Raw genomic sequence first — 19039 nt, 5'->3', positions numbered from 1 at the left:
ATAGGCGCTGAATATCTCAAGCCGGGCACCTGGTAGCCTTGATGCAATCCCCTCCCCCTCCCCCTCCCCCTCCCCCAACCACACAACCCGCTACCAGACAAGCTAACAGTTGTCGAGATATGGTTGGGCCAGTCCTTTGCGTATACTGCAACCTATGTTCGCCCACACTGCTTTGCGCCAGCGTTGCGCCAAATGGCTTCTCGCAACCGGACTCTTTCTGCTGCTAGGTGCCTGCGTTGAAAAACCCAGCACCCTCGAGCGCGTGAAGGAGGACGGCGTGCTGCGCGTGATCACACGCAACAGCCCGGCAACCTACTTCCAGGACCGTAACGGCGAAACCGGCTTCGAATACGAACTGGTCCAGCATTTCGCCGACGATCTCGGCGTAAAGCTGCAGATCGAGACCGCCGACAACCTGGACGAGCTGTACGACGCCCTCGGCAAACCCTCCGGCCCTGTACTGGCTGCCGCCGGCCTGGTCAGCAGTGAGCGGCGCAAAACCCAGGTGAGATACTCCCATCCCTATCTGGAGGTGACCCCGCAGGTCATCTACCGCAACGGCCGCCCGCGCCCCACCGGCGCCAAGGGTTTGGTCGGCAAGAAAATCATGGTACTCAAGGGCAGCAGCCATGCTGACCAGCTGGCCGAGTTGAAAAAGCAGTACCCGGCCTTGCAATACGAGGAGTCCGACGCCGTCGAAGTGGTCGACCTGCTGCGCATGGTGGACGAAGGTCAGATCGACTTGACCCTGGTGGACTCCAACGAACTGGCGATGAACCAGGTGTATTTCCCCAACGTGCGGGTCGCCTTCGATTTGGGCGAAACCCGTGACCAACGCTGGGCAGTGGCCGCAGGCGAAGACAACAGCCTGCTCAACGAAATCAACGAATTTCTCGACAAGGCGCAGAAAAACGGCACCCTTCAACGCTTGAAGGACCGCTACTACGGTCATGTCGACGTACTTGGCTATGTCGGCGCCTACACCTTCGCCCAGCATCTGCAACAGCGCCTGCCCAAGTACGAGAAGCACTTCAAGAGCTACGCCAAGGTCGAGCAGGTCGACTGGCGCCTGTTGGCAGCCATCGGCTACCAGGAATCGATGTGGCAGCCGGAAGTCACCTCCAAGACCGGCGTGCGCGGCCTGATGATGCTGACCCAGCGCACCGCCCAGGCCATGGGTGTGTCGAACCGACTGGACCCGAGGCAGAGCATCCAGGGCGGCGCCAAGTACTTCAAGAAGATCAAAGAAGAGCTTGACGACAGCATCAAGGAGCCGGACCGCACCTGGTTCGCCCTTGCCGCCTACAATGTCGGTGGCGGCCACCTGGAAGACGCCCGCACCTTGGCCAAGCGCGAAAAGCTCAACCCGAACAAGTGGCTGGACGTGAAGAAGATGCTGCCGCGGCTGGCTCAGAAGCAGTGGTATCGGCAGACCAAGTACGGCTATGCCCGTGGGGGCGAACCGGTGCATTTCGTGGCCAACATCCGCCGTTACTACGACATCCTCACCTGGGTGACCCAGCCGCAGCTCGAAGGCCAGGTGGCCGAGGGCAACCTGCATGTGCCCGGGGTCAACAAGGACAAGCCAGCGGATAAGTCGTCGCCGATGTAAGTCAGCAGGCCTCTTCGCGGGTAAACCCGCGCCTACAAGATTTGCGCAGAGCCTGCAGGAGCGGACTTGCCCGCGAAGAGCCCGGTGCAGCTCAAGCCTTGGCCCGGCGGGCCTTGAAGAAGTCGCTGAGGATCTGCCCGCACTCTTGCGCCAGCACCCCACCCTCCACCATCACCCGGTGGTTGAGAAAGCCTTGGCCAAAGAACTGCCCCTGGCTCTGCACGATCCCGGCCTTGGGCTCCAGCGCGCCAAACACCACGCGCATCACCCGCGAATGCACGATCAACCCTGCACACATGCTGCACGGCTCCAGGGTCACATACAGTGTGCTGCCGGGTAGCCGGTAGTTGCTGGCCGACCTGGCTGCCGCCCTGATCGCCACCATCTCGGCATGCGCGCTGGGGTCACTGTCGATGATCGGTCGGTTGAAACCCTGGCCGATCACCTGGCCATGCTGCACCAGCACCGCCCCCACCGGTACCTCGCCCAGCGCCGCGCCTTCGGCGGCCAAGGCCAGCGCCAGACGCATGAATTCCTGATCGCGACTGCGATCGATGATCTGCGGGCGCATCAGACCACCGCGATCGCGGCCATCAGGCCGGTTTCCATGTGGTCGATGACGTGGCAGTGAAACATCCAGGTCCCAGGGTTATCCGCCACCAGTGCTACCTGGGCGCGCTCGTTCTTGCCCAGCAAGTAGGTGTCGGTGAACCACGGTTCCTTGATGTCGTGACGGTTGGAGGCGATCACCTTGAAGCTCATGCCATGCAAGTGGATCGGGTGCTGATACTGGGTCATGTTCTTAAGCTCGAAGATGTAGCTCTTGCCTTTCTGCAACGTGGCGATGGGGCGGTCGGCGCAGGTCTTGTCGGTAATATCCCAGGCCTGGCCGTTGATCTGCCACATGCTCGACGGCTTGGCCGGATCAGGGGTGACAGAGACGTTGGCCGCCCACTCGAAATTGAAGTTCAGCTTTTCGGCATTCTCCAGGTCCGGCTCGGCGATCGGATTGGGCGGCAGCGCTGGCGGCCAGTCACTCGGCACGTCGTTGCTGGCCACCGAACGCAGGGTGCCCAGGCGCACGAAACCGTCGCGCAGGGAAATTTCCTCACCCGCCTCGGGAATGCGGATGGCGAGGCAGATACGCATGCCCGGGCCTAGCCAGTACTCATCCAGCGCTCGCGGGGTCACCGGGTTGCCGTCAAGGGCATAGATTCTCGCCTCGCAGTTGCCCTTGAGGTTGAGGCGGTAGGTCCAGGTGTTGTCCAGGTTCAGCAGGCGCACCCGCACCACCTGGCCGGCCGGTAGCTCGGTGATCGAGTCGGCCTGGCCGTTGATGGTGATCAACCGCCCGGCAGTGCCGTTGCGCGCGGCCTCGCGCGGGATGCTGAAAGGCAGCCATGCGCCCTGCTCGTCCACATGCCAGTTCTTCAGGCTCAGCGTACGCTCATGCAGGAACCCGGTGGGTTCACGCTCCTCGACGATCAGCGGCCCGACCAGACCGCGGCCTAGCTCCTCGGAGCTGCTGACATGGGGGTGATACCAATAGCTGCCGGCGTCCGGCACGCGGAATTTGTAATCGAAGTACTCACCAGGCTTGACCGGCAGTTGCGAAACGTATGGCACACCATCCATCTCCAGCGGCAGGCGGATGCCGTGCCAGTGGATGGTGGTTTCGACCGGCAGGTGATTGATGAAACGCACCCGCAACCAGGTGCCTTGGCGTACCCGCAGTTCGGTGCCAGGTGCCGATGGGCCGAAGGCCCAGGCTTCGGTCTTGAAACCCGGCACCAGCTCCACTTCCAGTGGGGCGGCAATCAGCTCGTAGTCGTGCCCGGCATTCTCGTCCTCGACCTTGCCCAGCCAGTAGCGCGCCGCGCCCCCGGCGCCCAGGCCTACCACAACCAGACCAGTAAGGCCTTTGAGCATTTGTCGACGGGTAAAGGACATCGGTGCGGGTACCTCGTTTCTGCGCAATCAGTCTGCCAGCAGGGGCTGGCGATGAAGGGCGAATACGATACACCTGCATTTGCGAAATATTAAGTGAAGTCTTGTCGCACGACCGGTTAGCGGCCGCGATCGCCAGTGGCAACCCGCTCCCCCCTCGGTACCCAACCAACGCCCCGGGGCTGGCTTGCCGAATTCAGGGTGGGCTGCTTAAGTCTAAAAACGGGGTGCGCAGGTGCTGGCCTTTTGCCCGCCTATCGCGTCAGACAAGACGCCAGCTCTGTGAATGCGAAGGTAGACACCATGTGGCTCAGGAATTCATTACTGCATATCTCGCTCCTGCTCGCTGCAGGCCTGCTGCTGGCACCGAAGATCATCCTGATCGAGTTTTTCTCCCATCGATGGGTGGAGACCGGTATTTTCGATATTGCCCTGTACTTGCTTCAAGACGTGCTGTTAGTGGTCGCCCTCTATGTGATTGCCGCCAACACCATTACCAGAAACAAATTCAACTTCTATCTGTTGAGCATCGCCTCAGGCGCCTTGCTGCTGTTCCTGCTGGTGGACATGCGTGTTCGGGAGCTATGGCTGAAGCCACTGGACTGGCAACTGATAAGCTACAGCCTGCAAAACGCAAGCAACCTGACCTCCGGGGCCGAGGTGTTTCTCACGCAAGCTGCCGGTTTCGGGCACACATTCAGGTTCATTGTCTTTGTGCTTTTTCTGGCTTACCTGGCGACCTGGTCTTTCGCTGGGCTGGCAACCTGCATCGCTTATAAAGAACAGCGCACCCGCACAGTAAAGAAAAGACAGCACCTCTGGGCATCACTGCTGGTGATAGGCGCCCTGCTCTTCGGCTCCATCCATGCCAAAGACGCGCGCTATCACCTGAACGAAAACATTGTCATCAGCCCGCTGGTCACAACACTCAGAAACACCACTTCCTTGACCGCAGCGCCGCATAGACCATCGCTGCCATTCGAACAACCCGCCTACCCGCTGACCAGCGTCAACGAAATCCGAAAACTTCAATCTCACCCCACGCCAGACTTCAAGAACCTGGTCTTCATCGTTCTGGAGTCAGTGCGCTGGAACAGCGTGTTTGCTCCCGACATCAAAACCGCCGAGCGGTACCCCACCTTCGATAAGCTCGCTCGGGAGGGCATGCTCTTCAAATCGTACGTCTCAGTGCCTCACTCGTCCAAAGGCTACCACGCGATCCTGACGGGGCTGCATGCCTACCCTGATATTGAAGTCAAAGAGGCCATGCACCTGCTACAACCCAGTGTCATCCATGAGCTGAAGAACAGGAAAAACATGGAAGCCGTCGCCTTCAGCTCGCTGTACCTGCAGTTCGAAAACATGGAGGGCTTCCTGAAATCCATCGGTGTGTCGAATGCTTACGCAGTTTCGGAGCTCATCCCCGCCGAGAACCGCTCACAAAACGCCAGCAGCTTCGGTGAAAGTGATGAGCAGCTGTTTTCGTCCAGCATCGCTTACCTGGAAAACATCAAAAAGAATGGCAAGGGTTTCATCGCGCTCTACTTCCCAAGCGCAGCCCACTACCCCTACCAATGCAGCCAAGGGCCCCCATTACAGAGCGAGCTGGAAAAGTATGAAGACTGCATAGCCAAGACAGACAGCGTGCTGAGTGAAATGCTGACATCCTTCGACAAGCAAGGCCTTCTGGACTCGACATTATTCGTGCTCGTGGGTGACCACGGTGAGTCGTTTGGTGAGCACGGTCTGTTCATCCACAACGCTTCCATGTACGAAGAAGAAGTGAGCGTACCCCTGATTTTCTGGGGCAAGGGAAAGTCACTGCCCAAACCCGCCTCAACGACCAGTCACCAGATCGATATTGCGCCCACGGTTGCCGATTTTTTTGGTGTGACCGATTCCCCCCTCTCTGTACAAGGCATCAGCTTGTTGAGGGAACATGGGAAACGCACATTCTTCATGTCCACGTTCTTTGACCAACTGGCGTCAGCCTTGGTGGAGCACCCTTACAAATACATATACGAATTCAGTTCGGACACCCTGACTAAATACAATATCGAGGATGACCCGCAGGAAAAGCACCCGCAACGCGTGGAGGGTGACGAGTTCATCGCAGTGAGGAGCAGGCTGCTTTCCTATAACGCCTACCAGAAAGCGCTATTTGCCAGAAAGCCAGAAGAATAAGCAATCTGAACGAACAAGAACCAGAAAGCCCGCAATCATGCGGGCTTTCTGGTGTATCCGTCCTGCGGGTGCCAGCTTGGGCTGGCTACCCGATCACTCCCACTCGATCATTAACAAGCCACCCGAGCCCGCTTGGCTAAAGGGATTGGCTGAAATTGATATGGGGCTTACCGTCACTTCTACCGTCAATCGCGTAGAGCTTTTGCTGACGCAGGAGATAGATCGATTTGCGGGGTGACGGCTCTGGCGACACCATCATCAATCAGCCCTCATATTATCCGTACCCTGCCCCCGAGACGAGCGTAAGCGATCCATGAACCCCACCTACCGCAAGGTGAGGCCATCGTTTACCGTGGCATTTCCGGTGAACAGTTCCACGGCAACAGCGCTTCATAATCTGCCACCGACTGCGCATGGGGCAGCCGCTCCAGTACGTGGCGCAGCCACGTATAAGGCTCCTGGCCGTTGATCTTGGCGGTCTCGACTAAACTGTAGAGCTGAGCACTGGCGGCGGCACCCTTGGGCGTGTCGCTGAACAGCCAGGCTTTGCGGCCAATCACAAATGGCTTTATTGCGCGCTCTGCCGGGTTATTGTCGATCGGCAAATACCCAGCCTCCACATAACGCTCCAGCCGACTCCAATTGCTCGCCAGGTAATTCACCGCCTTGCCGAGCACACTTTGCGACGTCACATGTGGCTGCGTTTTGTCCAGCCAACTTTTCAACTGCCCCAGGATCGGCAGGCTCTTCTCCTGCCGGCCAGTCAATCGCTGCTCATCACTGGCGTCCTTCAGTTCACGCTCGATGCCATATAGCTTATTGATCAATGACAGCGCCATATCCGCGCGTCCGGCTTTGCCCTTGGGCTGCACTTTCTGAGCTTCAACAAACTTGCGACGCGCATGCGCCATGCACGCCAATCGTTCGACACCCGGCTGCAACGCCAAGGCGTTGTAGCCGGCGTAATCGTCCGTCATCACATAGCCGCGATAACTTTCCAGCAAGCGCAACGGCACCTCCTGCGCACGGCTGGAGGTGTAGTCGAACAGCACGACTTTCCGATCCGGTGGCCCACTGGCTTGCACCCACATCCAGGATTGGCTGGTCGGGTCTCGATCCGGTTCTATAAGAACTTGGACGCGGGTTTCATCGCAATGGATGACCGGGCTTTCCAGCAACCGGTCGCGCACCAGATTCAGCAGTGGTTGCAGGTGCTCACCGCACTGAATCACCCAGCGCGCCAAAGTCTGACGCGGAATCTCGAAACCGTGTCGGCTCAGCACCGTTTCAAAACGGTGCAGCGGCAAGCCATCGACATACTTGGTGGCCAACAGCATGGCCAGCACGCTCGGGCTGGCCATGCTCTTCTCGATCAACTGTGCGGGTTTGTCAGCGGTGACCGGAGCGGCTTCACAACCACGGCAACCGTAAATTTTACGGATGTGTTTGAGCACCCGGATCTGCATCGGCACGATATCCAGCTGCTCGCTGGTTTCTTCACCGATCACGTGTTTGCGGCAACCACAGGCACAGGCCTGCTCGTGTTCGGGCAGTTCGTGGATGACTTCGATGCGCGGCAGGTCAGCGGACAGCGGTTTGCGCTTGCCACGACGGAGTGTTCGCGACCACTTCTTCGTCGTCATCGACCGGAGGTATCGACAGGCTTTCCGGTTCGTTGAACAACGCGAGCTGCGGCGTGTTGGTTTCAACGGTCTGCTCGGACTTGCGACTGAACAGACGGTCGCGCAGTAGCTTGACCTGCTCTTTGAGATCGACGATCTGGCCCTTATCGACCGTGCGCTCCATCAATAACTGCGCAAGCATCTGCTTGAGCAGTACGGGGTCATCGGGAAAGTCTTCGGGCATGGAAATCATGCCCCGGATTATACCGAATCAGGCGACGAATCGCAGCGTCAAAACCTGATGCGGGCGATTGCGCCAGAGGTCAAAACCGTCGAGTAACCAGTTCAGTTCCTGAACGGTGAGGACAATCGCTTCGTCGGTGGCGTCAGGTGATGTTTTGAATCGCTCGGATTCCAGGCGCTTGAGCCAAAGACAGAAGCCGTTGCGCTCCCAGTACAAGATCTTCACACGGTTGCGGGATTTGTTGAAAAATACGAAGAGCACGGGGTCGAACACCGCCACCTTGATGTCCAACTCGACCAGCGCCGCCAAGCCATCAATGGATTTTCGGAAGTCGACGGGCTTGGGGTAGAGATAGACTTTTTCGACTTTGGCGTCGGGACGCATCATGGCGTGCGGGCTCCAGAAAGAAATCGGGAGCACAGCATCAGCAATCAGCTGAGCGCTTTGAATGTGGGGTTCATGGAGCGCTTACATCTGAAGCAGATCGGGAGCGGAACGGCTTCAGACTTCAACGTCAGAGGCGCACTTTCGCAGGCAGAAATCGCAGCGGGACTTTCTCAACACAATCGGCCAATTGCAGCCCTTCGTGACGGGCAAAAATCGGCCAATTTGACCGAGCGGGGACTTGTCGTCTCATGAGCCTAACGGGGTAGAACCCCTGACTTAAGGTGGACGGCTGTGCTCCGCGATTACCTGAAGTGCTCGCGAAAGCTGGCCCTGAAATCCAACGGCGTCAGGTAGAGCTGGTTCGACAGATCGCCACGCAGGATAAAGAGTCTCGGATCACTACTGAACTGGAACACCCGATAGAGGTAAAACTGGTCGTCTGTCTCTCTAGAGAATTCCAACTCGTTGTGGCTGACGATGAACGAAGTCGCGATACCTCCATTCGTGGCTTTCACCTCGATGTAACGATGTAACACCTCATTCTCGAACGAGAGGATATCGTAGCCGGCGCCATCGCCTCGGGATTCCGAGACCCAATCTAGCTGCTGGAATAGCCCAGGATGGCCCATTTCCGTCAACCGGTGCTGCTCGTAGCCAATTACCCAGTGCTCTCCTGACCGTCCTAGCTTGCGGTTCGCTTCGTCCTGGGCGGCGTAGTCGAGTTTGCGTGGTAGTCGATGTCGAACAGGCGCTGGCACAACAAGCTTCTGTCGCTCTTCCTTAGTCGGAGAGTCAACCAGAACGGCCGAGTAAGATTTCTCCGCCGGGGTTTTCACCTCCTCCAACGCATCGACTATCTTGCCCACTGCTACCGAATGTTGGATGACGTACTCCTGCACAGCCTTGCGCAATAGCAACTGACTGTTGCCGCGTGGTTTGTAGCCTTGGATGAAAGGCAACCCCAGACCAGCGAGGACAGCACTGATGTTCTGATGCTTCAACTCGACGGATGCCTTGCTGCGCCCATTGAGTTGCTTGCGCAGCATCTCGTTGTGCTCAGACTTGTTGTAGGCCAAACCATCAGCTTCTAATCGCAGCATTTCGAAATAGTCTGCGACGGTAGACTGGACCTCGTCTTCTGACCAGTCCTCCCCGATGCGGCGAACTTCGAAGCCCAATGACTGAAGAAGGGGCACCACAGTCGCTTCGCCGCCGGAAAAATCCTCCGCCCCCAGGACACCTTGATTGGGGAATTGCTTCCCGAAGGCAACACCCACGATCGCATTGGAATCGCAGAGCTCCCCCGTCCGAGGGTTGCGTACCAAGTAATCCCTGGATTTGCCGAAGCCGTAGCGCTTGAGGAACGCCACCCGGCCCAGTTGCGAAAACTCGTCCATTGCGGCCTGTACGGCGGCCGGGCTTCTTAGGAGGGAAAGCTGGGGCACTGGCTACACGTCCTTGCAGTAATATTTCCGAACAACTGTCAGCTTTGTCCTACACAAAATCAAGACTTGTAAGAGCCTCACCAACGTCCCAAGCCGAACGGTCACACCTAGATGGAACGTCCTACATCAATGACTTCACACTCGACGGTGGCCTTCTGGTGTATCCGCTCCATATAAAGACCAGCCCAGAATACAACAAGCCCCATCGAAACTTGCCTGATCAAAACGCGGGATAGCGATCACTAAAGAAATAGCTAGGCGCTGGTACGCCCGCAGAACGAAAGTAACAAAAAATTAGATCCACCTCCCAGGAAACGGAGTTTTCGAGCTACGCCATTTGAATCCAGAATCAGATCAAAGTTCACCAAATAGCTGCAGAAAACATAAAATCATAGCCAATTTTTCGTCAAATCACCCTTTAACAAAACAATGCCCGCTATAGCGGGCATTACTATTAAGCCGAGAAATTGAAATGTTTCTTGCCCGCCAACCTCAAGTACTCCGAATCGAGTATTCCAACTCGCATCCATCTACTAGCCAAACTAGCCATCTCACTCATTGCCCGGCCATACCGCATTTCACCTAGCCAGATGAACTCAACGGAGTCTGTGCCCGCGCCCACCGATCTGAATATAAACGTACTACCACCACCATCCTCTATCTTATCGGCGCGAACTCGTTGAGTATCATCTGAAAGGAAAGTGAATGTAGCCACCTGCGGATACGTCTTATCAAAATACAGGCCTACTGATCGACCATCTTGACCTTTAACAACCAGACTATATGGCTTACTACTCTCCCGCCCCTCCATAAAAACAAAGGGCCGCTCTTTGTTTATACGAATAGCATCGCATGCAGGAGTGAAACAGAGAAAATACTTTGAGACCCCATCCGCACCAGTTTGCTTCAGTAAAGTTCCGGTCGTCAAAGATGGTCGCCATGAGTCAGAAAGCACCGCAGTAGAACCACCAAATGCTTCCCGCCTAAAGGCAGCTAACCGTGAAAATTCGTTCTCAGAGCTATATGCCTCGGCATCGGTACGCACCAGAGACTGAGTAACTTTGTGCCTATGCTTTTCAGGAAACGGCTTTTGACTCCCATCAAGCAATCTAAATCCAGATTCGGAAACACCATTGGCCAACATACCATTGATCGATACCCTATCAATAGTTAACTGCTCTCCAGCCTGAGTAGGCCTGACTTCCCTAAGGTTAAGCCACATCGAAATCACATCAGGCTCAAGATAGTCATCCGCAACGCTATCCAAACCAATCGCATTATCGCACTCAGCTACCAACAGCTCCCGCATTAACTCTGCAACATCGCCTGGAGGGTCTGTAATAAGCCTATTAGCAACATACGCCGAGTCTAACCCGCCGCTAAATCTAGTTAACATGTGATGCGTATTTTTTCGCACCGCCCCAACTGCCGCCAACGCGAAAGCTGGAATAAGACCATTTGCCAACTCCGCAAAAAGATCAATCAACCGAACAGGCAATGATTCAGCATCAATCTCATCCTTATTAGCAAGGACAACGAGGGAGCTTTTACTCTTGGCTATGTAAGGAAACCCTTCTATTCCAGGCGCTTGCTCGAATACAACTCCATGCACAGTGAGCTGATCCCTCGCCTGGTTAAAGATATGATCATCGAGAGTTTCACCAGTGTATATACAAATCAACCGCATCCGCCCGTTTTCACTATAATCGGACTCCGCAATTTCCCTCAATAGTTCAAGGGTCAATCTTGACGAACGAGGCCTAAGCTGCCAATCAAGAACTAAAATATCTGCCGTCTTAGCCGCTCTAACAACACGTTCTTTGATAGCCTGTTCATTTTCATCACTATCTTCCGGGAGCACGAATGCACACGCCATCCCATGATAAGAGAATGTGTCAGATATTTTCCTAATATCCAGAACCTTCCTACTCTCGCCACTAACAGGAAGAGCGTTTTCCGGCTCTTCCAATACGTAGGAATTGTCATCCATCCCAGAGCCGCCAGCTTGCTCCACCGCGGCCACTTTGGATTGTGCGTCTCGCACGCCACTTAATCCGGGATCATTATCGACAACAACCGCTGTCTTCAAAAAATTTCTAACTGCTTTCCTTACATGCTCTGCCCAAGCGTCCTGAGGTGTCGGTTTTTTTACTTCAACCTCTTCGGCTAAAATCTCTTGAGAACTCATTCCTGCTCCCCCTGCTCTTCCATGGCATCCATGGGCGAAATCCTAAACACTGGATTGACATCCACACCTGATTCTACAAGCTCTATTTCAAACCCTTCGCGCTTTAGTGCTTCACGGCTAATCGCCAACCCCATACCTCGACCACCAACCTTTCTTGTCTCTCCCAGCTCAAAAATTCGGTCTCTATATCGTTCTTCAATGCCTGGCCCGTTATTGGAAATAAGAAAACCATACTCATCTGCATCAAGGATTATTTTCTTATCGCCCGCTGATCGAGTATTCAGCCAATATATCGCATTATCAACCACATTAATGAAAGCCCCCAAAAGAACAGAGGACCTGCACTCAACCACGTAGTCCCTAAAGGCAAAAGTTGGTTCAATTTTTATAAACGATGCGGCAAGCGGCTCGGCAAAAACATTCAGCACAACACGAAGAATCTCATCACCAGACAACTTAACCGCAGAGCGATGCATTCTTCGCCCCAGCGGATCAAGAACCTTAAGATATCCATCCAGATGCTCAATATGAGTACGCAAACGGCCGTAGACCTCACCTAGCTGAGGGTTCCGATCAGCCCAGGGCTTAAGCTCTCCCATCGTTTGTCGAATTCCCCGAGCAGCACCTAAAAATTCGTGCTGCAAAATTCCGACAGACATACCCATTTGAGCAAAGTCCGAATAGAACTCAACCTGCTCTTCAAGCGTTTGATTTCTTGCTTCAAGAGCGGCGAATCGATCGTCAAGTGTCTCGCGCTCTCTCACTCCCTCCGCCAGTTCAATCATCTGACGCTTTAGGGAGTCCAAAAGGTCGGTTTCATGGACTTTCAATTCAGCGAGTTTTTTCTCAACTTCATGCCGTGCTTGGTCGAGCCCATCTGGATTCTCAGCAGAGTTCCGGCTAAAGTCACTTACAAGCCTCTCTACATGAGCGCGCAATTCAGTGAACTCATCCTTAAGAACTTCTTGCACAGCGCTTTGCATTATTTCTGCAGACTCAACCGTTTCTCGACGCAGTATTACAAGATCACGTACAACGGCATCTTTTTCACGCTCAATATCTTGAAGAGCAATGCTTCTTCGCTCTGATGCGCTCACGCGCCCCTTAGTAGCATTAGCCAACAAACCGTCCACTTCAGCACGTAACGGCTCAATAATTTCTACCCGAATTTTTTCGGAGGAAGACTCATAAACCGGCCAATCCCGCTGCATTTTTTTGGTTGGCGCGAGCCCCCTAGGGAAATTAATTAGAGTTCTGCTGGCCAGAGCGCGCAAACGCTGCTTTACATCCAATTCAAGCAATCTAACCCTTGAGGCAAAGTCACCTAAATCAAGTTCAGAATTTATTGCCTCAAGCCTCTCACTTACGTAAGATCGAACTTTCGATGACTCGACCTCGAAGTACCCCTCATTATATGCTTCAAAAAACGAATCTAACTCCTGTTGAAATTTCTTACGACGACCATCTGCTTTTGCCTGCTGCTTCTTTAAAAGCTCCGCCTGAGCAATATAGGCTTCCTTTCCCTCCCAATAATACTCACCTTGTATGGCGTTTGGCTTGAAGAACTCATAAGCAAGCTGCTTGAAGAAGTTAACAAGAATTGATCGAAAATCGCGATAAGCAAGGTTTTCCCTGAAGCCTTCTCGCCCTGCTTTTTCAGTTAGCGAACCATTAACAGCATGACTAATTGCGACATAACCAAAGCCTCGCCGATACGAAAAGAACCAGTCCTTAGCAGAAAGAGTTCTTCTTTTTTCAATATCCAACCAATCCACATCCGAGTTCCCATATGGAAGAACGCGTATGCCATCTCGATAAATGTAAAGTCCACCAACCTTATCGGTCTTTCCACTCATTTGAGTCCAGTCCTCCGGCGAAAGACGGGACTCGGTTGATCGCCCCTGAACGTAACCATACCGAAACGAAAACGGGCCACATCTGGGCGCACGCCCTTTACCATCCGTCCAATTGCAAACGAATTTTCTGGGTTTACCGTAGATCGATACTGTTCCTACAAACTGACCATTTTCATCAAAGTCTCCTTCAAAATACTGGTCAGTCCTTGAGAAATCGTCACTACTAAAGAAGCTCCTAGGACCAATTCGCTCCTGCGCCTCCCCTTCCGAGGCATGATCACGAAACTCAGTTCTAATCACCGGCTCATCGAAAGCCATCGCATTAGAGAAGCCGAGTAGATTCCGCTCTAGCTTTGAGGACTCTTTGTCGCCTCCACCATCAATGTCGTCGTCCAGTTCCGGCGCTACAGGTAGGACGATGAAGTGAGTCCCGTACCCCTCACCAGCAAGGCTCAGTGGATTCTCCCTATCTTTGTTCAGGGTTCTATCTAGAAGATTCGGACCAATTGCCCGAACCCGTCTCAGATCCTCACTGAGCTGCTTGAATGCTTCCGGAGCAATATGGGGTTCAAGCGATTTGAGGTTACTTGCTACTTTATCCGCTAGATGCCCAATGTCTTCCTGGGTTGGCAATGTGCCGCCGGGAAACTCCTCGAGAGGCACATCGATTTCACTGACATCAAGCCCAGGTTGTTCAAAGAGCCCCCAATGAACGAGGGCGACTACAAGATCCTTCAGTCCATCCGGGCGGCTTGCACGACTCATCAAGATGGTGATCGGCGCAATTACCGCAATGGCCAGTCGACCAATCCCCTTTTCGCCCATGATGGATCGCTTGGGAAGGTTCTTTGGTCCGCGCCATTCAGGTTCATCCGAGCTACGGTTTGCTCCAACACGAGATTCGGTACCCAACGTGAGCCACCGATTCTCGACGTCGTGGCGGGTCATGCCATACCCATCATCACGAAGAACGAGCACACGATTACGCCGGAAGTAGTCGACCTCAACTCGTTCCGCGTAGGCGTCATGGGCGTTTTTAAACAGTTCGTGGATCGCGGTAGGGATACCCGCGATTTGCTGCCGGCCGAGCATGTCGACCGCTCTAGCTCTAACCCTGAGCTGTGTCATGAAGATTCCCAAGTCTTGAGGAGTTGTTAATTCTTTTTAGTATGGAGCCGATCCATGACCATTGCAGCCATTGAATCGGGAGTTTGGTGGGTCCAGAACCTCAGCACTTCCCAGCCCGCGGCAATTAGCACAGCGGTTACCCGTTCATCCCGGGCGCGGTTGTTTTGCAGTTTTTCTGCCCACCAGTCCCCATTCGCTTTCGGGATCGTACCGTGATCCGGGCAGGCGTGCCAAAAGCATCCATCCACGAAGACGGCCAGCTTGCTTCCTGGGAAGGCGATGTCGATATTGGAGCGCCCCAAAGGAATCGCCCTGGGCTTGTAGTGGACCCTGTAACGCAGGCTTGCTGAGAAGAGTAGTTTGCGAAGCGCCATTTCCGGTGCGGTGTCTTTGGTGCGGACACGCTTCATCACGGCCGATACCACTTCAGAGGATGATTTCGGCCGGAATGAAGGACGCTTGTACACGGAATCGTCAAGCTCTGAGTGCTGCCTTCAAGCTGCGAGCAATCGTGCGCATCATCGCAGGTGGCACAGCGTTGCCGATTTGAGTGGCAATCTGGCCCGCAGTCCCGTGGAAGATGTAGTCGTCAGGGAAAGACTGTAGACGCGCGGCTTCCCGCAGGGTGATGGCCCTGTTCTGAACAGGATGAGCGTAGCGCCCCCGGGTAATGTCGGTGCAACCAGTGGTGAGTGTGGGAGCCACGTCTTTCCATCTCATGCGACCGTAGGTGTCGGAGAACGAACTCTTCTTGGCCTTTTTGTGACACGCGAGTTGGAGCTCCAGGGGAAGAGACTCGCGACCACCGCCGTCCCAAGGAACATGCTTCAGCCGCTCAATATTGAGCTCCGAATGCTTGCGGGCGAAGTGAAGAGGATCCTCCCCAGGCAAGGCCTTACCCACTGGCGGCTCGGGTAACTCTTTGATCATCCCTTCAACGGTTCGCTTGCGGCGCTGGACGATACTCGTGGCGACCGACAGCGGCACACCTTTGGCTGCAACCAGGATCATGCGGGTGCGTCGCTGAGCCACTCCGAGGTCAGCTGCGTCGACTCGCATGGGTACCGCTACCGCATAACCGGACTTTTTCAGCCAGCGCCTGAAGCCGCCGAAAATCCTCGTCGACGCCAACCCAGGTACGTTTTCCAAGAACACCAGCGACGGCTCAAATCGGGTGATGAACTTCTTGGACTCGCCCACCAAATCCCTACGATCATCCTTGTTGCTCTTATGTCGGTTTTGGCTGCTGAAGGGCTGGCAAGGCGCGCAAACCACCAAAAGATCGAGCTTACCTGGGATCAGGTCAGCGAAGTCGTCAGGATCAGTCAATCGGATGTCCTGCTCCAGCAGGCGCACGGTGGGGTGATTGGCGCGATAGGTTCGGCATGCCCCCGCATCGAAGTCGACGGCCCCTACGACGTCGAATCCAGCCTTTTTCAGCCCAAGGGAAACGGCACCTGATCCGCAGAACAAATCCAGGGCAATGGGCTTTTTTGAAGGTTGGGTCATGCGTGAATCCCTAACGAGTCAGTGTGCTTCCTACACCCAAATTCGTGACGGGTAACGGGGGAAGAATCTTGTGCAAATACTAGGCATAAGTGGCTATCAAGTCTAGGTTTTTCGGGCGTTCCGTGACGGCGAACCGTCCCCAGGGAGAGGGTTTTGCGCGCGAATGCACATACTCGCCATAACCAATCCACGCGGCACAGGCCGGTAGCAGGCGCAATCGACAAACCCCATAAAACACGTTGTTCCAGCGTTGTTCCAGCGCAACTTGAAAAATCAATCGAGCCCATCTACCCTAACCGGAACAACACCTGAACAACGGAGAACGGGTATGGAAAAGCGTTTCACAGCAACCCTGAGTCGGTCTCAAGGCCGGAACGCGTGGGCGGTGATCTTCCGCCATCCAGCACGCGTCGATCCGAACACAGGAAAATGCGGACTGCGAGTCCGCCAAGGGCTCGGAACCTCGGATGAAACAGAGGCCAATGAGCTGAAGGACCAGCTGAATCTGTTATTGGCTGACGAGGTTTACTGGAGCTTGCCCGCCAGGGCCGAGGCAGCGAGCCGACTTCATCCGCGAATAGTGGAGATTTTCTATTACGGCATGGAGCCCGAAGAGAGCAATTTCAACGCACTCCGAGAGGCAATCATTCCTCTGCCATCCTCAAAGGACTCCGACTACCGACGCGCACTGCTCCTTGGGACAACAGGAGCGGGAAAAACCACGCTGCTACGACAGTTGATCGGCACGGATCCGGAGACCGAGCGCTTCCCGTCAACCTCAACCGCGAAAACCACAGTGCATGAGACGGAGGTGATTCTCGCGCCGGAAACCTTCAAGGCCGTGATTACGTTCTTCCCAATCGACGAGGTCAGAGAGCACCTGAACGAATGCATCTCTGAAGCCGTGTTGTCCGCTTATCGAGAGGACGCTGACGGCGAAATTCTTCGCAGGCTTCTTATGCATGTGAATCAGCGATTTCGCTTCAACTACGTCCTGGGTAATGGGCCGCAGCAAGCGGATGATGACTACGATGACGAAGACGATGAGATCGAGGACATCGATGAATCACTCGCCAAAAGTGCACTTGACATTGACGCCACGAATGCCCTTCTCGCAAACGCCGTGAGAGTGGTAAAGACCATAGCATCTCGCCACGGCAATCAGCTTAAGGAGGAGCTTGGCGCAGTTGACGAAACGGATCAGCGCGTTGTGGATGAACTATTTGAAGAGGAGCTGGACCGTCGCCTCAGAGAAGATGAGGAGTTTCATAACATCAGTGACGAACTCATGGATGAAATCGAGCTCCGTTTTTCGCTGCTATCGGACGGAACGGTTCGTCGAAGCAAGCAGGGCTGGCCGCAGTTGTGGACATGGGAAACAGACGACCGAACAGCCTTTATCAAGACGGTTACCCGCTTCTCCAGTAACCATGCCCCACGCTTTGGTCATCTGCTCACCCCATTGGTAAACGGTGTGCGCGTATCCGGTCCATTCCTGCCCGAATGGAACAATGGGGAGCAGCCAAAACTTGTGTTGCTTGACGGCGAAGGCCTCGGTCATACACCAAAATCGGTTGCCGCCATCTCAACGTCACTGTCACGACGAATTGAAGCTACAGATGCGATTGTTCTGGTCGACAACGCCGTCCAACCGATGCAAGCTGCTCCGGTAGCCGCGATGAAAGAAATGATCACCTCTGGAAGTGCCAGCAAACTGTTACTTGTGTTTACTCACTTCGATGCCGTCAAAGGTGACAACCTGCCCAGCGCGGGTGCCAAGGCGCGCCATGTATTGGCTTCAGCAGAAAACGTGTTGGCCTCGATTGGTGAAGAACTTGGCCCGTTCGCCGAGCGCGCTCTACGCTGGCGCCTGAAGGATGCATGCTTCTTCGTCGGTGCCATTGACGAAGAGCTGGATGCTACGAAGAAGACTCACAAGAAAACAATTGAGCAACTGCAGGACTTGCTAACCGCGATCGACTCCATTGTGGATAAACCTGCGCCCGTCGAAGCAAAACCAGTCTATGACCGCATGAATGTTGTTCTTGCAGTGAAAACTGCAGCAGAGAGCTACCACGATGCATGGTGGCCTCGCCTCGGCCTAGCGTACAAACCGGGGGTTGGCAAAGAGCATTGGAAACGAATCTGGGCCCTGAGTAGACGACTCAGCACGCCGGGCCTGGGCGACGAATACGACAACCTCAAACCTGTCGCGGACCTGAGAAAGCAGCTTCAGGATCGTCTATACGTCTTACTCCAGAACCCAATTCGGTGGGAACCCGCTGAACCCACCGATGACGCGCACAAACAGCAGGTCTTTGACGAGCTGGCAAATGCGCTGTCTGCCAAAACCTTGGATCTCGCTACTCGCCGTGTACGCGCAGAGCGGATGCCGGAATGGCAGCGGGCATTCAATCAGTCAGGACGGGGATCCAGCTTCTCGCGCGCCGCGATAATTGGAGAGCAAATTTACGACCGAGCGGCGCCAATCCCGAACGTCACCCCTTCTCCAGACAGAAACTCATTCCTGCATGAGGTCGCAAGCTTGGTGGATGGTGTGTGCCAGGAAGCTGGGGCAGTCCTTGCGTAATGCGGTGACTGTCCTGCGCTATTTTTTGGAAAGCTCTGGACTGTTGGGTTTTGAAGTAGCCTTGAAGGCCCATTCTATGGGCTTTCAAGGTCGACCAAGGTTCGGCTCGGGTGATTCAGTCATCAATAGCGGTGACGAAAACTGCGGTGCGATACTAACCGTAGAGAAGCTAGCTACTCAAATTTACAAACATGAATCGCCCAGGGTTTCGTAGGGATATCTGAGTTGCTCTCTTGGCCGTTTTATACCGCTCCCATTGGCAGCTTGGGGGTCGACTGCTGCCAGTCGTGACAGGCCGAAGTCGACCCAAGTTGGACGCTCAGGTAA

Annotated in this window: 11 protein-coding genes and 1 pseudogene; 3 read left to right on the top strand and 9 right to left on the bottom strand. The window is 54.8% G+C overall.

Features of this window, described 5'->3' with window-relative positions; all coding sequences use genetic code 11:
* Window positions 1-154: 154 nt before the first annotated feature.
* The gene (gene mltF / locus ACF8FG_RS23070; protein ID WP_392519240.1) at window positions 155-1612 is read left to right on the top strand and encodes a membrane-bound lytic murein transglycosylase MltF; all 1458 of its coding nucleotides are present in this window, start codon (window positions 155-157) and stop codon (window positions 1610-1612) included.
* A gap of 91 nt (window positions 1613-1703) precedes the next feature.
* Here the strand turns inward: mltF and tadA are convergent, their stop codons facing one another.
* A complete protein-coding gene (gene tadA, locus ACF8FG_RS23065) occupies window positions 1704-2183 on the bottom strand; it encodes a tRNA adenosine(34) deaminase TadA (RefSeq protein ID WP_012051365.1) in 480 nt (159 codons plus the stop codon).
* Entirely contained in the window at window positions 2183-3562 is a 1380-nt protein-coding gene (locus tag ACF8FG_RS23060) for a multicopper oxidase family protein (RefSeq protein WP_070383510.1), read from the bottom strand. The genes tadA and ACF8FG_RS23060 overlap by 1 nt, the downstream gene beginning before the upstream one ends.
* A gap of 300 nt (window positions 3563-3862) precedes the next feature.
* Here ACF8FG_RS23060 and ACF8FG_RS23055 point away from each other — a divergent pair, with 300 nt between their 5' ends.
* Window positions 3863-5743, top strand: a complete 1881-nt coding sequence (locus ACF8FG_RS23055; RefSeq protein ID WP_318078953.1) for a sulfatase-like hydrolase/transferase — start codon at window positions 3863-3865, stop codon at window positions 5741-5743.
* Between the two features lie 347 nt (window positions 5744-6090).
* Here the strand turns inward: ACF8FG_RS23055 and tnpC are convergent.
* The 7 genes and pseudogenes from tnpC to ACF8FG_RS23020 form a co-directional block, all read right to left on the bottom strand.
* Window positions 6091-7618 (bottom strand): annotated as a pseudogene (tnpC, locus tag ACF8FG_RS23050) (IS66 family transposase).
* A gap of 18 nt (window positions 7619-7636) precedes the next feature.
* On the bottom strand, window positions 7637-7996 hold the full coding sequence (gene tnpB / locus ACF8FG_RS23045) for an IS66 family insertion sequence element accessory protein TnpB (RefSeq protein ID WP_318078950.1): 360 nt from the start codon (window positions 7994-7996) through the stop codon (window positions 7637-7639).
* 302 nt (window positions 7997-8298) lie between these two features.
* Window positions 8299-9441 carry a DUF3883 domain-containing protein gene (locus ACF8FG_RS23040; RefSeq protein WP_318078949.1) on the bottom strand — a complete coding sequence of 381 codons (1143 nt, stop codon included), beginning with the start codon at window positions 9439-9441 and terminating at the stop codon, window positions 8299-8301.
* A gap of 454 nt (window positions 9442-9895) precedes the next feature.
* Complete coding sequence (locus tag ACF8FG_RS23035; protein WP_318078948.1) at window positions 9896-11629, bottom strand: response regulator receiver domain; 1734 nt, start codon at window positions 11627-11629, stop codon at window positions 9896-9898.
* Entirely contained in the window at window positions 11626-14613 is a 2988-nt protein-coding gene (locus ACF8FG_RS23030; protein WP_392519238.1) for an ATP-binding protein, read from the bottom strand. Before ACF8FG_RS23030 ends, ACF8FG_RS23035 begins: the two co-directional genes overlap by 4 nt.
* A gap of 26 nt (window positions 14614-14639) precedes the next feature.
* Window positions 14640-15080 carry a very short patch repair endonuclease gene (locus tag ACF8FG_RS23025; protein WP_318078946.1) on the bottom strand — a complete coding sequence of 147 codons (441 nt, stop codon included), beginning with the start codon at window positions 15078-15080 and terminating at the stop codon, window positions 14640-14642.
* Window positions 15081-15087: 7 nt separating this feature from the next.
* The gene (locus ACF8FG_RS23020; protein WP_318078945.1) at window positions 15088-16122 is read right to left on the bottom strand and encodes a DNA cytosine methyltransferase; all 1035 of its coding nucleotides are present in this window, start codon (window positions 16120-16122) and stop codon (window positions 15088-15090) included.
* Between the two features lie 328 nt (window positions 16123-16450).
* Here ACF8FG_RS23020 and ACF8FG_RS23015 point away from each other — a divergent pair, with 328 nt between their 5' ends.
* On the top strand, window positions 16451-18712 hold the full coding sequence (locus tag ACF8FG_RS23015) for a hypothetical protein (RefSeq protein ID WP_318078944.1): 2262 nt from the start codon (window positions 16451-16453) through the stop codon (window positions 18710-18712).
* Window positions 18713-19039 lie beyond the last annotated feature (327 nt).

Origin of the sequence: Pseudomonas sp. YQ_6, from assembly GCF_043103245.1 — a bacterium.
Taxonomy (GTDB): domain Bacteria; phylum Pseudomonadota; class Gammaproteobacteria; order Pseudomonadales; family Pseudomonadaceae; genus Aquipseudomonas; species Aquipseudomonas alloputida.
Note: the sequence above shows the minus strand (reverse complement) of the source record. Positions and strands in the feature narration are given on the sequence as shown.

Bases quoted from the DNA above. Each gene is read 5' to 3' on its own strand.
- tadA (WP_012051365.1), bottom strand. From the start codon at position 2,183: ATGCGCCCGCAGATCATCGATCGCAGTCGCGATCAGGAATTCATGCGT.
- tnpB (WP_318078950.1), bottom strand. From the start codon at position 7,996: ATGATGCGTCCCGACGCCAAAGTCGAAAAAGTCTATCTCTACCCCAAG.
- ACF8FG_RS23015 (WP_318078944.1), top strand. From the start codon at position 16,451: ATGGAAAAGCGTTTCACAGCAACCCTGAGTCGGTCTCAAGGCCGGAAC.
- ACF8FG_RS23055 (WP_318078953.1), top strand. From the start codon at position 3,863: ATGTGGCTCAGGAATTCATTACTGCATATCTCGCTCCTGCTCGCTGCA.
- ACF8FG_RS23060 (WP_070383510.1), bottom strand. From the start codon at position 3,562: ATGTCCTTTACCCGTCGACAAATGCTCAAAGGCCTTACTGGTCTGGTT.
- ACF8FG_RS23035 (WP_318078948.1), bottom strand. From the start codon at position 11,629: ATGAGTTCTCAAGAGATTTTAGCCGAAGAGGTTGAAGTAAAAAAACCG.
- mltF (WP_392519240.1), top strand. From the start codon at position 155: ATGTTCGCCCACACTGCTTTGCGCCAGCGTTGCGCCAAATGGCTTCTC.
- ACF8FG_RS23030 (WP_392519238.1), bottom strand. From the start codon at position 14,613: ATGACACAGCTCAGGGTTAGAGCTAGAGCGGTCGACATGCTCGGCCGG.
- ACF8FG_RS23020 (WP_318078945.1), bottom strand. From the start codon at position 16,122: ATGACCCAACCTTCAAAAAAGCCCATTGCCCTGGATTTGTTCTGCGGA.